This window comes from Chelativorans multitrophicus, assembly GCF_011317445.1.
Taxonomy (GTDB): domain Bacteria; phylum Pseudomonadota; class Alphaproteobacteria; order Rhizobiales; family Rhizobiaceae; genus Chelativorans; species Chelativorans multitrophicus.
Genome location: NZ_JAAAPL010000002.1, coordinates 748,303 through 762,893 on the forward strand (window position 1 = coordinate 748,303; position 14,591 = coordinate 762,893).

At 61.6% G+C, this 14,591-nt stretch carries 11 protein-coding genes; 5 read left to right on the forward strand and 6 right to left on the reverse strand.

What is annotated here, in order from left to right:
- The first annotated feature begins 80 nt into the window (after positions 1-80).
- Complete coding sequence (gene glmS, locus GNP00_RS14295; protein WP_011581044.1) at positions 81-1,904, forward strand: glutamine--fructose-6-phosphate transaminase (isomerizing); 1,824 nt, start codon at positions 81-83, stop codon at positions 1,902-1,904.
- A gap of 104 nt (positions 1,905-2,008) precedes the next feature.
- Positions 2,009-2,713 (forward strand): DUF502 domain-containing protein, encoded by a 705-nt coding sequence (locus tag GNP00_RS14300; RefSeq protein ID WP_011581043.1) that lies wholly within the window; start codon positions 2,009-2,011, stop codon positions 2,711-2,713.
- Position 2,714: 1 nt separating this feature from the next.
- Here GNP00_RS14300 and recG read toward each other — a convergent pair whose 3' ends face one another.
- A complete protein-coding gene (gene recG / locus GNP00_RS14305) occupies positions 2,715-4,823 on the reverse strand; it encodes an ATP-dependent DNA helicase RecG (RefSeq protein WP_011581042.1) in 2,109 nt (702 codons plus the stop codon).
- 105 nt (positions 4,824-4,928) lie between these two features.
- Between recG and GNP00_RS14310 the strand changes: the two genes are divergently transcribed.
- Complete coding sequence (locus tag GNP00_RS14310) at positions 4,929-5,216, forward strand: FAD assembly factor SdhE (protein ID WP_041545358.1); 288 nt, start codon at positions 4,929-4,931, stop codon at positions 5,214-5,216.
- A 12-nt stretch (positions 5,217-5,228) separates the two neighbouring features.
- Positions 5,229-8,732, forward strand: a complete 3,504-nt coding sequence (mfd, locus tag GNP00_RS14315; RefSeq protein ID WP_011581040.1) for a transcription-repair coupling factor — start codon at positions 5,229-5,231, stop codon at positions 8,730-8,732.
- Here the strand turns inward: mfd and GNP00_RS14320 are convergent.
- The 3 genes from GNP00_RS14320 to GNP00_RS14330 are packed head-to-tail and all read right to left on the reverse strand — an operon-like array spanning position 8,729 to position 11,684.
- Entirely contained in the window at positions 8,729-9,133 is a 405-nt protein-coding gene (locus GNP00_RS14320; protein ID WP_011581039.1) for a hypothetical protein, read from the reverse strand. The two genes, mfd and GNP00_RS14320, sit on opposite strands and share 4 nt — an antisense overlap.
- Positions 9,134-9,155: 22 nt before the next feature.
- Positions 9,156-9,839 (reverse strand): DsbA family oxidoreductase, encoded by a 684-nt coding sequence (locus GNP00_RS14325; RefSeq protein WP_011581038.1) that lies wholly within the window; start codon positions 9,837-9,839, stop codon positions 9,156-9,158.
- Between the two features lie 9 nt (positions 9,840-9,848).
- A complete protein-coding gene (locus GNP00_RS14330) occupies positions 9,849-11,684 on the reverse strand; it encodes an extracellular solute-binding protein (RefSeq protein ID WP_011581037.1) in 1,836 nt (611 codons plus the stop codon).
- A gap of 257 nt (positions 11,685-11,941) precedes the next feature.
- Here GNP00_RS14330 and GNP00_RS14335 point away from each other — a divergent pair, with 257 nt between their 5' ends.
- A complete protein-coding gene (locus GNP00_RS14335; protein ID WP_041544677.1) occupies positions 11,942-12,559 on the forward strand; it encodes an invasion associated locus B family protein in 618 nt (205 codons plus the stop codon).
- 110 nt (positions 12,560-12,669) lie between these two features.
- On the opposite strand, the gene hspQ is transcribed toward GNP00_RS14335, so the two are convergent.
- Positions 12,670-13,002 (reverse strand): heat shock protein HspQ, encoded by a 333-nt coding sequence (hspQ, locus tag GNP00_RS14340; RefSeq protein WP_011581035.1) that lies wholly within the window; start codon positions 13,000-13,002, stop codon positions 12,670-12,672.
- 92 nt (positions 13,003-13,094) lie between these two features.
- Positions 13,095-14,303 (reverse strand): UbiH/UbiF family hydroxylase, encoded by a 1,209-nt coding sequence (locus GNP00_RS14345; RefSeq protein WP_011581034.1) that lies wholly within the window; start codon positions 14,301-14,303, stop codon positions 13,095-13,097.
- Between the last annotated feature and the right edge of the window lie 288 nt (positions 14,304-14,591).

Sequence of the window (14,591 nt, forward strand, 5' to 3'; positions counted from 1 at the left end):
GGTAGTGCTGTATAGCTGACCGGAGCCGGCGCCGAGATCGGCTCGATCATTCATTGCGAGATGTCCATAGGGGATCGAAAATGTGTGGAATTGTGGGGATCATCGGGCAAACGCCGGTCGCACCACTCATCGTCGATGCGCTGAAGCGGCTCGAATACCGCGGTTATGACTCCGCGGGCGTAGCCACGGTCGAGCATGGCAGGCTCGCCCGCCGGCGCGCGGAAGGGAAGCTGATCAATCTGGAAAAGCGTCTCGACGAAGAGCCGCTTGGCGGGCTGATCGGCATCGGTCATACGCGCTGGGCCACCCATGGCGTTCCCAATGAAACCAATGCGCATCCGCATTTCTCCGGCGACGTGGCCGTGGTCCATAACGGCATCATCGAGAATTTCGCCGAGTTGCGCGACGAGCTCATCGCCGACGGTTTTACCTTTGCCTCGCAGACGGATACGGAAGTTGTGGCGCATCTGATCGAGCGGGAATTGCGTCGCGGAAAAAAGCCGAAAGATGCAGCTTTTACGGCGCTCCGGCACCTGCGGGGCGCCTTCGCGCTTGCCGTTCTGTTCCAGGGCGACGAAGACATGATCGTCGGCGCTCGCAATGGGCCGCCGCTCGCTGTCGGTCATGGCGAGGGCGAGATGTTCCTGGGCTCCGATGCGATTGCGCTCGCCCCCTTCACCGATGCCATCACCTATCTGGAGGACGGTGACTGGGTTGTGGTGCGCCGTTCGGGCATGGAAATCTTCGATATGGAAGGCAACCCCGTGGAGCGGAAGCGGCAGCAGTCGATCGGCACCAGCTTCCTGGTCGACAAGGGCAACCATCGGCATTTCATGGAGAAGGAAATCCATGAACAGCCGGAGGTGATCTCCCACACGCTCGCCCATTACCTCGATTTCGTCAGTGGCGGCGTGAAGCCGTTCGAGACTCCTTTCGACCTGGCTCGGGTCGACCGCCTGGAGGTCTCGGCATGCGGCACGGCCTATCTGGCTGGACTTATCGGCAAATATTGGCTGGAGCGCTATGCAAGGCTGCCGGTCGATATCGATATCGCATCCGAGTTCCGTTATCGCGAGATGCCGCTTTCCAAAGGAAGCGCGGCGCTCTTCGTTTCACAATCGGGCGAGACCGCCGATACGCTCGCCTCGCTGCGTTATTGCCGGCGTGAGGGCTTGCCCATCGCCTCGATCGTGAATGTGCGCGATTCGACCATGGCGCGTGAGAGCGACGGTATTTTCCCGACACTTGCGGGGCCGGAGATCGGGGTGGCCTCTACCAAGGCGTTCACATGCCAGCTTGCGATCTTTGCTGCCCTGGCCGTGCGGGCGGGGCTCGAGCGTGAAACCATCTCCAGGGAAGAGGCCGGACGGCTCGTGCGCGCCTTATCGGAAGCGCCACGCTATGCCGCTCAGGCCCTGAAGCTGGAAAACCGGATCGAACAGGTCGCGCGCGAGATGTCGCGGGTGCGCCATGTGCTCTATCTCGGCCGTGATACGAGCTATCCGCTGGCTCTTGAAGGTGCGCTCAAGCTCAAGGAGCTCTCCTATATTCATGCCGAGGGCTATGCCGCGGGTGAGCTCAAGCACGGGCCGATTGCACTCATTGACGAAAACATGCCCGTGATCGTGATTGCGCCATACGACCGCATTTTTGAAAAGACCGTTTCGAACATGCAGGAGGTTGCAGCCCGCGGTGGACGCATCATCCTCATAACGGACGAGGAGGGTGCTTCACGTGCTTCGCTCGACGATTTCGAGACGATCGTGATGCCAACCGTCCCGGAATTCATAGCCCCCATCATCTATGCGCTGCCGGTCCAGATGCTCGCCTACCATACAGCCGTCGCGCTGGGCACGGATGTTGACCAGCCGCGCAACCTCGCTAAGTCGGTGACGGTGGAATAGCGGCTAGCGGCTCCTTTGCTCTGGACGCGGGATAGCGCGGTCACGTAAGGTTTCCGCGTGTCACAGCTTTTTCACCTGCCGAACCAGATACAGGGTGCCGCTCTATGATGACGCGCCTGCGCAACTATTTTCTGACGGGGTTTGTGGTCGCCGCTCCGCTGGCGATCACCGCCTATCTCGTCTGGGGGTTTATCGGCTGGGTGGATTCGTGGGTGAAACCCTATATCCCCGCCCGTTACAACCCCGACAACTATCTGCCGTTCGCGGTCCCAGGCTTCGGCCTCATCGTCGCGGTGGTGCTGATCACGCTGATCGGCTTCCTGACCGCGAACTTCATCGGCCGGACCATCGTTTTCTACGGCGAATATATCCTCGACCGAATGCCGTTTGTGCGCAGCGTTTATAAGACGCTGAAAAACATCCTTGAGACTGTGCTGCATGAACGATCCGATACGTTCAAAAAAGTCGGTCTCGTCGAGTATCCGAGAAAGGGGCTCTGGGCGCTCGTCTTCATCGCCACCGAGGCGCGCGGCGAAGTGATGGAAAGGACGGCGACTGACGAGGACCCGACCATCGCCGTGTTCCTGCCCACCACCCCCAATCCCACGTCGGGCTACTTGCTTTATGTGCCGAAAAGTCAGGTAATAGAGCTGTCGATGACCGTGGAGGATGGCGCCAAGCTGATCATTTCGGCTGGGCTTATCTCGCCGGAATACCAGCAGCAGAAGATGGAACTGCTTGCGGACGAAGCGCAGAAAGCACGCCGAGTCGCCCGGCCGGGGAACAGCGGCGATTCGCTGGGCAAGTAAGCTAGCCTGCACGCAGGAGCCGCACCGCTTCGTCCTTGCCGAACAGATAAAGGAGCACGCGCAGCGCCCGGCCGCGCTCGCTCGCAAGCTCGGGATCGCGCGAGAGCAGAAGGCGGGCATCGTCCCGCGCGGTTGCCAGAAGCTCGGCATGGAACTCGAGTCTTGCAACCTGGAAACCCGGCGTGCCGGACTGGCGGGTGCCCAGAAGGTCGCCTTCGCCGCGCAGTTTCAAATCCTCTTCCGAAATCAGGAAGCCGTCCTCGGTCTCACGCAGGATGGCAAGCCTGCGTTTCGCCACTTCGCCCAAGGGCGGTTTGTAGAGAAGGACGCATGAGGAGGGCTTATCACTGCGTCCGACGCGGCCGCGCAGCTGATGAAGCTGGGCGAGGCCGAATCGTTCGGCATGCTCGATAACGATGATGGTCGCATCCGGCACATCGACGCCCACTTCAACCACCGTAGTGCCGACGAGGATGCGCGTCTGCCCATCCTTGAAGGCGCGCATGGCCTCATCCTTCTCCCGCGCCGCCATACGGCCGTGGACAAGGCCGACCGCATGCCCGAATACATGCTTGAGCGAGGCGAAACGGTCCTCTGCCGAGGTAAGCTCGATCGCATCCGACTCCTCGACAAGCGGGCAGATCCAGTAGATTTTCTGGCCCTCAACGATCGCGTTTTGCAGGCGTTCGATCAATTCGTCTAGCCGGTCCGTCGGCATGGTGACCGTGCGGATCGGCTTGCGGCCTGCCGGCTTCTCCGTCAGCCGAGACACATCCATATCGCCGAAGGCAGACAGCACCAGTGTGCGCGGGATAGGGGTCGCGGTCATCACCAGCATGTCCGGCGCGTCGCCCTTGGCGTTGATCGCCAGCCGCTGATGCACACCGAAACGGTGCTGCTCGTCGATGATCGTCAGCACGAGGTCATGAAACTGCACCGTCTCCTGGAAAAGCGCATGCGTACCGATCACGAAGGAGACCTCGCCGGAAGCAATACGGGCGAGAATTTCCTGGCGCTCGCGGCCCTTCTCGCGCCCGGTAAGCAGCGCAGCTTTGAGGCCGGCCTTTTCGGCGAGCGGAGCGACGGTTGCAAAATGCTGACGGGCAAGCAGCTCCGTCGGCGCCATCAGGGCGGATTGGCCGCCGGCCTCGGCTGCGCGTGCCATGGCAAGCAGCGCCACCACCGTCTTGCCCGCGCCCACATCGCCCTGGAGGAGCCTCAGCATGCGCTCGTCCTTGGCCAGGTCGGCAAAGATATCGGCCACGGCGCGTTCCTGGGACGGCGTGAGCGAATAGGGAAGCGCGTGCTTTATTCTTGCAGCAAGCATGCCATCGCCATTCAGCGGACGCCCAGCGAGTTTTCGTGTCCGTGCGCGGACAAGCGCAAGTGAAAGCTGACTCGCCAGCAATTCGTCATAGGCGAGCCGCTGCCATGGTGCGTTTTCTGGGGAGATATCCTCCACATTTTTGGGATCGTGGAGGCGATCAAGCGCGGCGCGGAAGGAGGAAAATCCGAGCTGTGTCTTGAGCGCTTCGTCCTGCCACTCCGGCATATCCGGCACGCGGGCGACAGCCTGCGCGATAGCGCGGCGCAGCACCTTGGGCGATAGGCCGGCAGTGAGCGGATAGACTGGCTCGAGGGGCGGCAGGCTCGCGGCTTCCGAGGCGGGCACGATATAGTCCGGGTGGACCATGGAAGGCCGGCCGTTGAACCATTCCATGCGCCCTGAAACCAGCACCTCGCTACCCACCGGAAACTGCTTCTCCAGATAAGCCGGGTGCGCATGGAAAAAGGTGAGCGTGATCTGACCCGTCTCATCGAAGGCGAAGACGCGGTAGGGCACGTTCTTCTTGCCGCGCGGGGGCGGCTGATGACGGTCTACCGTGAGCCTGAGCGTTACGATCGCGCCTTGTGGCGCATAGGCTACTTCCGGCCGGTTTGTGCGGTCGATCAGCGAATGCGGCAGCACGAAAAGCAGATCGCCCACGCGCAAGGGGCGATTCGCCAGGTCTGCCGGCACCACATTGGCGATCAGCCCGGCCGTGCGGCTGCCGATGCCTTCGAGCGCTGTTGCAGGGGCAAAGAGAGGATCGAGAAGCGAAGGACGCATGGACGAGAGCTTAGCGGCAGGTGAGGGCAGATGAAATGCTTCCGAGAGGCTGACTTTCTACAGATGAAACGCTATATGCCCTCTCTCATCGCGAAAGGCACGCCCATGACTGGAACAATGCGTTCAAGCGCCAATCTCGAACCGCGCAGGCGCCGCATCCTGGTGCGCTCATGGCGGCGCGGCATGCGAGAAATGGATTTGGTGCTCGGCGGTTTCGCTGACGCGCATATAGAACAGCTTTCCGATGAGGAACTGGCGCAGTTCGAGGCCTTGCTCGATGTGCCGGACGCGACACTTCTGCAATGGGTCACCGGAGAAATGCCGGTGACCGCTCCCCATGATACGGCGCTCTTTGAGCGTATTCGCGCCACCTGTGGCGCGACGATCACCTGACAGAACATCGAAATGAACGAGCTGATAGATCCCATCGGCCTTGCGCGCCGGAACGGCCCCGCAATCGTTGACGGAGTTGCCGACGGTTACGAGCCCTTTGCGCTGGCGCGCATCTCCGCTGAAATTGCGCCTGACGGGCCGCTGATCTTTGTGGTGCGCGACGGGCAGCGCTTGCCGCTCATCGCGGAGGCGCTGCAGTTCGCAGCGCCCGGCCTGCCGGTGATGACGTTGCCGGCCTGGGACTGCCTGCCTTATGACCGGGTCTCTCCCGGCGCCGATGCCGCCGCCCGCAGGCTCGATGCACTTTCGGCCATGGCTGCCCTGAAAAAGAATCCGCATCGCGCCGTGGTGCTGGTTAGCGCAAACGCGGTTCTCCAGCGCATGCCGCCGGCAAAGCACATCGCGGCACAGGGATTTCGCGCCAAGCCCGGCAACCAGGTGGACATGGAGGCGCTCATCGGGCGGCTGGAGACGGCTGGCTTCGAGCGCGTTCCCACGGTGCGCGATATGGGCCAATATGCCGTGCGCGGCGGCATTCTCGACCTCTTCGCACCCGGCTGGGAAGAGGCGCTGCGGCTCGATTTCTTCGGCGACACGCTCGATTCCATCCGTGCTTTCGACGTGGCCACCCAGCGCACGACAGGTCAACGCACCGAGGTGATGCTGCAGGCCATGAGCGAGGTGATGCTGACGCCGGACACGGTAAGCCGCTTCCGCCGCCACTATATCGAGACGTTCGGTGCGCCCTCGCGCGACGACGCGCTCTATGCCGCGATATCGGAAGGGCGGCGCTTCTCCGGCATGGAGCACTGGCTGCCGCTCTTCTATGACGGGCTGGAGACCGTGTTCGACTATCTGCCGGACGCGCCGCTCGTCTTCGACCATCTGGCGCAGGAGGCGGTGAACGAACGGCACGCGCTGATCAACGACCATTATGAGGCGCGAAAGCGCCAGCTCTCCGAAGGCGCGGGGCTTGGAGATTCTGTGCCCTATAAGCCGATCGAGCCGCAGCAGCTCTATCTCGATCCGCAGGAAATCTTAGCGGCGGCCGAAGCGCGGGCTTTCATTCAGCTCACGCCTTTCGCCACGCCCGAGGCTGGCGGCGCCAAGGTGTTCCATGCGGGTGCTTTGGCGGGGCGCAGCTTCGCCGAGCGCGCCGATCCTAACGCCAATGTCTTCGACCATGTGGTCAAGCATATCGGAGAAAGGCGGGCGCACGGGAAGCATGTATTGATTGCCGGCTGGAGCGAGGGTTCGGCCGACCGGCTGAGCCAGATCCTAGCCGAGCATGGGCTAGGCGGCGTTGCGCGCGTGACAAGCCTGGGCGAGCTCGCCAAATTGCCGAAAGGGCAGGCGGGGCTTGGGGTCCTGCCGCTGGAGACGGGTTTCGAAACCCCGAAGCTGGTCGTTGTCGCGGAACAGGATATTCTAGGAGACCGGCTCGTGCGCCGCTCCAAGCGGCGTAAGCGGGCGGCAGATTTCATCTCCGAGGCAAGTGCCCTGTCGGCAGGCGATATCGTCGTCCATGCCGACCATGGCATCGGCCGTTTCGTCGGCCTCAAAACGATCGAAGCGGCAGGGGCTCCGCACGAGTGCCTGGAAATCCACTATGCCGGCGACGACCGGCTTTTCCTGCCGGTCGAAAATATCGAGCTACTGTCGCGCTATGGCTCCGACTCTGCGGAGGCAACGCTCGACAAGCTCGGCGGTGGTGCATGGCAGTCGCGTAAGGCGAAGCTGAAGAAGCGCCTCCTCGAAATGGCGGGCCAGCTGATCAAGCTTGCCGCCGAGCGGCAGATGCGCCCGGCAGCGAAGATCATGCCGCCCGAGGGGCTTTATGGCGAATTCGCCGCACGCTTCCCTTATGAAGAGACGGACGACCAGCAGACCGCCATTGATGCTGTCATCGAGGATTTCAGCTCCGGCCGGCCCATGGACCGACTCGTTTGCGGCGATGTGGGCTTCGGCAAGACCGAAGTGGCGCTCAGAGCCGCATTCCTGGCGGCCATGGAGGGCCTTCAGGTGGCGGTGGTTGTGCCGACCACGCTGCTCGCCCGTCAACATTTCAAGACCTTTCGCGATCGCTTTGCGGGGCTTCCCGTGACCGTGCGGCAGGCCTCGCGCCTCGTCACGGCCAAGGAACTCGCGGAGACGAAAAAGGGGGTGGCGGACGGCACAGTCGATATCGTTGTGGGCACGCACGCTCTGCTTGGCAATTCGATCCAGTTCAAAAATCTGGGGCTGCTGATCATCGACGAAGAGCAGCATTTCGGCGTGAAGCACAAGGAGCGGCTGAAGGAGCTGAAAGCGGACGTGCACGTGCTGACGCTCTCAGCCACGCCGATCCCTCGCACGCTGCAGCTTGCGCTCACGGGCGTGCGGGAACTCTCGCTGATTGCCACGCCGCCGGTCGACCGCATGGCCGTTCGCACCTTTATCTCGCCCTTCGATCCGCTCGTCATCCGCGAGACGCTCCTGCGCGAGCGCTATCGCGGCGGCCAGAGCTTCTATGTCGTGCCGCGCATCTCGGATCTGGCGGAGGTGAAGGAATTCCTGGCGGAGCAGGTACCGGAGCTCAAGGTTGCGACCGCGCATGGCCAGATCGCCGCGGGTGAACTCGACGACATCATGAACGCCTTCTATGACGGCAAATATGATGTGCTCCTCTCGACCACGATTGTGGAATCGGGCTTGGATATTCCAACGGCAAACACGCTGATCGTGCACCGGGCCGACATGTTCGGCCTGGCGCAGCTTTACCAGCTGCGCGGCCGTGTGGGGCGCTCGAAGGTGCGTGCCTATGCGCTCTTCACGCTGCCGGCCAATCGCACGCTCACACCGACGGCCGAGCGGCGGCTGAAGGTGCTGCAGTCGCTCGACGCGCTGGGCGCCGGGTTCCAGCTTGCAAGCCATGACCTGGATATCCGCGGAGCCGGCAATCTTCTGGGAGAAGAGCAGTCGGGCCACATCAAGGAAGTGGGCTACGAGCTCTATCAGCAGATGCTGGAGGAGGCGGTGGCAGAGCTGCGGGGGACCGGCGAGACGGCCGATACAGGCTGGTCTCCGCAAATCACCGTCGGTACAGCGGTCATGATCCCCGAGCATTATGTGCCCGACCTCCAGCTTCGTCTCGGCCTTTATCGCCGGCTTGGCGAGATCGAGACGCCGGAGGAGATCGATGGTTTCGGCGCCGAACTTATCGACCGCTTCGGGCCGATGCCGGAGGAAGTGCAGCACCTTCTCAAGATCGTCTACATCAAGGCGCTCTGCCGGCGGGCGAATGTGGAGAAGCTCGATGCCGGGCCGAAGGGCGTGGTGCTCCATTTCCGCAACAAGGAGTTCCCGGAACCGGCTGGCCTGGTTCGCTTCATCGGTGAGCAGGGGCAGTTGGCCAAAATCAGGCCGGACCAAAGCGTGGTCTTCATCCGGGACTGGCCGACACCGGAAAAGCGGCTTGCCGGGGCCGCTGTCGTGATGACGCAGCTTGTGCGGCTGGTGGAGAAGCAGGCGGCCTAGATAAGGGCGACCACGAGGCCCGCCAAACCGAGGATCGCTCCCGCAGCACCCAAAATGACCGACCAGAACGCGAGCCAAGCCGGAATCCAGATCGAAGGATTGTTGGAGTCCAGATACCAGCGAAGCTGACCGAGCCTGCCTGCCTTGGTGAATGAGAAGTCGTAGGTCTGATCGAACATGACGCCGAGGTCGAGACGCGTGTCCAAATCCATCTCGATGGCACCTTCCTCTTCCGTACCTAGAACGGAAACGTAGGAGGAATTGCCGTTAACGGACAGTTTGACGACGTGGTTACGGCCAATTCCATTGCGGTGTTTCTTGTGGATCCGGACGATATCGCGAGCCGTATCCGGCACGCGCGCCTTCATAACCCGCAATGTCACATTGCTGATATCGCTCATTTTCCGCTGCCCCCGCGGTGAACTATTCCTGTGGGTTCTCCAACTCGCCCTTTTCCTTTGCCTCGCTCACCTTCGTGATCGCGTCCGAGAGCGCTCTAGGTGGCTGAGCCCCCATCAACGCATATCGGCCCTCGAGCAAAAAACAGGGGACACCGGTGATGCCCATGCGCTGGGCCGTCTCCACCTCCGCCTTCACCTCATCGCGGTCCGCCTGGGTGGGCAGCAGCGTTTCGACCAACGAGGCGTCCATGTCCGCCTGCCGCGCGGCCTCGATCAGCACGGCATGATCGCCGATGTTCTGTCCCTCTTCGAAATAGAGGCGGAACAGGCGCTCCACGAGCCTGTTCTGCACGTCTTCGCCTGCCGTCGCAGCCCAGCGGATCACCCGATGCGCGTCAAGCGTATTGGGTGCGACCTTAATGGCTGCGAAGTGGTAGGAAATGCCGGCAGCCGTTCCCATCTCGCGCAGGCGATCATGCGCCGCCTCGATGCGTTCCAGGCTGCCGAATTTCTGGACCATGTAGGCTTTGCGGTCGAGGCCTTCCGACGGGATCGTAGGATCGAGTTGATAGGGGCGCCAGCGCACCATGACGTCGATATCCCTGAGATCGGCCAGCGCAAGCTGGAGATTTCGCATACCCAGGAAACACCAGGGACACACGACATCGGAGACGACATTGACGCTGAGGGCTGGCTTGTCGCTCATCACGTGTTCCTATTTCGGTTTGCGCCACCAGGTGGAGAGGTCGTAACCATTCAGGGGCGATACTTCCGGATGCTCCAGATAATTCCAATAGGCGATCCACACCTTGTCGCTCTGCTGGGTGGGGATGACATAGGCGCCGGAAATGAGGAGCCGGTCGAGCGCGCGCACCGCGGCCACATAGGTCTCCTTGTCGCGCGCGTTCAGCATGGCGTCGATCATGGCATCCACGGCGGGGTCGGCCACGCCCGCAAGGTTGAAGGAGCCCTCCACCTTTGCGAATTCCGAGCCCCAGCGGCCGATCTGCTCGATGCCGGGCGATAGCGTGCCCGAGAAGCCCACCGAGGCGATCAGCATGTCGAAATCGTAGGTCTGCTTCCGCTGCTGGATCTGTGCATCGTCCAGCATGCGCAGCGAGACCTGAATACCCAGGCGGGCAAGTGCGCGCTGAAAGACGGCGGCGAGGCGTTCCTGTTCTGCCGAAACGATGAGGATCTCGAAGGTGAAGGGATTGCCCTGCGGGTCCATCAAGACGCTGCCATCGAGTTTGTAGCCTGCCTCCTGCAGGATGCTCATGGCCTCGCGCATGGTCTTGCGGTCGATCTCTACCGCCTTATCCGCGTCCTTGCCGTAGGTGCCGTCCATCACATCAGGCTGCACCTTGTCCTTATAAGGGGCGAGAAGCTGCGTCTCCTTCTCGGTCGCGGGCGATCCGAGCGCGGAAAGCTCCGATCCCTGCCAATAGCTAAGCGTACGATGATACTGGCCGTTGTAGACGTTCTTGTTCACCCAGCCGAAGTCGTAGAGCATCGAAAGCGCGCGGCGCACGCGCGGATCGGCGAATTTCTCCCGCCGGGTGTTGAAGAAGAAGCCGCTGACGGCCGGCGGGATTTTCACGTCGAAGGATTTGGCGACGATCTCGCCGCTCTGCGCGGCAGGGAAATTGAAGTCGCGCTCGATGCTGTTCGGGTCAAGGCCCGTATAGTTCGAACCGGCATAGACAGAGCAAAGGCCTTTTTTGAAGGCTTCGAACTGCGCATTGCCGTTCAGGAAATATTCTATGGTGATCCGATCGTAGTTCTGGAAGCCACGCATGGCGGGCACTTCCGCGCCCCAATAATCTGGGTTCCGCTTGAAGACGATGCGCTGGCCAGGCACGACCTGATCGATGACATAGGGGCCGCTGCCGATAACTGGCTTCAGCGTTGTTCTGTCGAAGGTCTCGCGGTCAAAGGCATGGGCTGGGATAACAGGCGTCAGCGCCACGATCAGCGGGAATTCGCGGTCCGACTGGTCGTTGAAGGTGAAGCGGACGCTGTATTCACCGGTCTTTTCGATCTTTTCGATCTTTGCCATCCGGCTGGAATAGGGGGGACGGCCCTTCTCGGCGAAGGTTTCATAGGTGAAGATAACGTCCTCCGGCGTCACCGGCTCACCATCGGACCATTTGGCATTCGGGTCGAGGTGAAATTCCGCATAGGTACGATCCTCGTCCATCTCCACTGAATTGGCGAGCAGGCCATAAAGCGAAAACGGCTCTGCGTCGTTGCGGCGCATAAGCGGCTCGAAAACGAGGTTCCCGAAGATCGTGTCGATCACGCCGCGTGCGGTGGAGCGCATGCTCTTCAGGATGAAGGGATTGAGGTTGTCGAAGCTGCCGACCACGCAATAAGTGATCTCACCGCCTTTAGGCGCATCCGGATTTGCATAGGGAAAATGTGTGAAATCGCGCGGAAGCGCCGGCTGACCGTTCATAGCTATGCCGTAAAATGGCTTGTCCTGCGCAGCTGCCTCGGTCATGAGCAGGGCAGCCGTGAAAATAATGGAGATAAAACAGCGTAATAACATCAGAAAACCTCGTAAGCGTCGTCTCCGACTCGCGTAGCGATTATCCTTGGCGCGACCGGAGGCGCTTGTCCATTGTAGCGCCTCCGTTTGCCCATGCCACCAAGACATGGCGGTATTGCGGGAAAGTGTGGTTTGGCCTCTGGATTCATGCGGGAAGGCATTGTAACACGCACGCAAGCCTTGCTGTCGCCGCATTCGGCCAACAGTAGGAGCCTAAGGGCATCAGCCCAGGCTGGATTCGAGAGGAAACGGGAAGAATGATGAGCCTTAGAGCGAAAGCATATGGCTTGGCTGCGATGATCGGTGTGCTGGCGGGTGCCGGCTTTACCAACACGGCGCTTGCTCAGCAGGAGCCGCCGCAGGGCTGGTTCAAGGCCTGCACCAAGCAGGAGGACATTGATGTTTGCAATGTGCAGTTTCTCCTGCGCGCAGACAGCGGCCAGCTTTTGACCAGCGTCAATCTGATCGAGGTCAAGGGCAAGGTGAACCGGCGGGTGCTGCAGATTGCCGTTCCGACGGGCCGCCTGATTCCGCCTGGGGTTGGTCTGCAGATCGACGGCGGCCAAACGCAGAAGATCGATTATGCCATCTGCGTGCCCGACCGCTGCGTGGCCGAGGCCCAACTGACGGACCAGATCGTGGCGTCGTTCAAGAAGGGTTCGGAGCTGACGCTCACTTCCGTGAACTTCCAGAACCAGCCTAACCCCATGAAGGTCACGCTCAAGGGCTTCACGGGCGCTTTCGACGGTGAGCCGCTGCAGCAGGCGGACCTCGATGAGCGGCAGAAAAAGCTCGAGGAGTTCGTGAGCAAGAACAATCAGGAATTCGCCGAGAAGCTGAAGCAGGCCCAAGAACAGGCCAAGCAGTCGCAGTAGCGGTTGCCAGCAGGCGGACCATCAAGAAAACAGGGCCGGCAGGCCCTGTTTTTCTTTTGCGGATCGGGGATAAGCGCCGAAGCTCAACCCCGGCGCCTAGTTCGTAGATTTTAATGGCACAGCCGCAGTCGGGGTGTGTATTTGCCGTCTCCCGTCTGGATGAACATCTCGAAAAGCTGGGGATGGCGCACCGGTTCTCCGGACTCATCTTCGAGCAGGTTCTGCTCCGAGACATAGGCCACATACTCCGTCTCTTCGTTCTCGGCGAGGAGATGGTAGAAGGGCTGATCCTTGGACGGCCTGACCTCCGCGGGAATGGCCTGGTACCATTCCTCGGTATTGTTGAATTCCGGATCGATGTCGAAGATGACACCGCGGAAGGGGAAGAGCCGGTGGCGAACCACTTGACCGATGGAAAATTTAGCCGTTTTGATCTTCTGCATTGCACAAAGCCTTTCCCTTTATTTGGCGTCGCTTTGACTGCAATTCAATCCCGATATCGAGGCGGAGCGTTCCTTCTTCCGGCGATAGCCGACTAAGCGCGACGAGCAAGGCGGGGTAGAAGCGCGGCGAATCCGCTGCCAGGCGACATGCCCTCGCGCATGAAGACGCCACGCATGATCGGCAGGCTTTCCAGAAGGCCAAGGCCGGCGCTCCTTAGGAGCTGGGCCGGAAGCATGTCCGACAGCAAGGTGGCATTTATGAAATTGACGGCGCCCGATCGGGCTGTCACATCCGGCCGGCGGCGCGCATCATATTGGGCCAGGGCGGAGGTCGAGCCGGGATCCTCCGGGTTGCTGCGCACAACTTCCACCAGATCCATCACATCGCGCAGACCGAGATTGAGCCCCTGCGCCGTGATCGGCGGAAAGACATGGGCGGCCTCACCGACAAGTGCGATGCGCTGCGCTCCAAAGCGCATCGGCAGCACAGAGGCGAGGGGGAAAAGCTGCCGGCCGGGTTCGATCGTCACCTTGCCCAGGAAGGACTGCTGGCGCTCTTCGAGCCGCTGCGATAATGCCGCCTCATCCAGCGCCATCAATTCTTCGGCCTGCGATGGGCGCGTCACCCAGACGAGACTGGAGCGGAAACCACCCGGCAGCGGCACCTGCGTGCAGGGGCCGTGCTCCGTGTGGAACTCGGTCGAGGTGAAGCCATGATGCCGCGAATGGGTGAAATTGAGCACCATCGCGCTCTGCTGCAGCTCGCGGCGCCGGGTTGTGATGCCCGCGGCCTGCCGGGCGGGCGAGTTGCGCCCGTCGGCAGCGACAGCAAGGGCGGCGCGCAGGATCGTTCCGCCCGAAAGCTGTGCTTCGACCTGGTCGGCCGCCGGCCGCCAATTCGCCACCGTTTCCTCTTTCCAGACGATGTTCTTCTCCTGGCGGACCTTGCGAGCAAGCGCGGCATTGAGTTCAAGGTTTGGAATATTCAGACCGAAGAATTCCTCGCCGATTTCGGCGGCACGGAAGGTGACAGCCGGACTGCGGATCAGCCGGCTCGTCGCATCGACGATGCGCATGGAGGCAAGCGGCGCGGCGACATCGCGGAGATCTTCGGCCAGGCCGAGGCCTTCCAGGAAAGCGAGCGCCGGTCGCATCAGCGCAGTCGTGCGCCGATCATCGGCTGCAGGCAACGGCCCGGCAACCACAACGCTGCGGCCGATACGGGCAAGCGCCAATGCGGCGGCTAGGCCGGTGGGGCCCGTCCCCGCAACAAGTATCGCGTCCATGACCTTTTCTTTCATTGCGGCCTCGTGCCGGCTGATAGCGCTGGAGATATAGCAGTCGATCGAGGCAGATCAAACAAGGGCGGCGGCAGGCCGAGCGAAGGGTGAGGGAATCGGAACAAAGCGCAGGTTTTCCACATGTTTCACCTGATGATACTGTGCACCGGTCCAAGAGCGTGTAAGGAAATGACCGATCGGCGCCGGAGGGGCAGGATGAAGGAACCGTGGGGGACGATACTGGCGCAGACGACCGGCCGGGCGCATGCTGAGCCCGTTCCTCTCCTCGGCAGGCCTAGAGCGATCAGA

Bases quoted from the DNA above. Each gene is read 5' to 3' on its own strand.
- GNP00_RS14325 (WP_011581038.1), bottom strand. From the start codon at position 9,839: ATGAGCGACAAGCCAGCCCTCAGCGTCAATGTCGTCTCCGATGTCGTG.
- GNP00_RS14300 (WP_011581043.1), top strand. From the start codon at position 2,009: ATGATGACGCGCCTGCGCAACTATTTTCTGACGGGGTTTGTGGTCGCC.
- GNP00_RS14345 (WP_011581034.1), bottom strand. From the start codon at position 14,303: ATGAAAGAAAAGGTCATGGACGCGATACTTGTTGCGGGGACGGGCCCC.
- GNP00_RS14320 (WP_011581039.1), bottom strand. From the start codon at position 9,133: ATGAGCGATATCAGCAATGTGACATTGCGGGTTATGAAGGCGCGCGTG.
- GNP00_RS14310 (WP_041545358.1), top strand. From the start codon at position 4,929: ATGACTGGAACAATGCGTTCAAGCGCCAATCTCGAACCGCGCAGGCGC.
- hspQ (WP_011581035.1), bottom strand. From the start codon at position 13,002: ATGCAGAAGATCAAAACGGCTAAATTTTCCATCGGTCAAGTGGTTCGC.
- mfd (WP_011581040.1), top strand. From the start codon at position 5,229: ATGAACGAGCTGATAGATCCCATCGGCCTTGCGCGCCGGAACGGCCCC.
- recG (WP_011581042.1), bottom strand. From the start codon at position 4,823: ATGCGTCCTTCGCTTCTCGATCCTCTCTTTGCCCCTGCAACAGCGCTC.
- GNP00_RS14335 (WP_041544677.1), top strand. From the start codon at position 11,942: ATGATGAGCCTTAGAGCGAAAGCATATGGCTTGGCTGCGATGATCGGT.
- glmS (WP_011581044.1), top strand. From the start codon at position 81: ATGTGTGGAATTGTGGGGATCATCGGGCAAACGCCGGTCGCACCACTC.
- GNP00_RS14330 (WP_011581037.1), bottom strand. From the start codon at position 11,684: ATGTTATTACGCTGTTTTATCTCCATTATTTTCACGGCTGCCCTGCTC.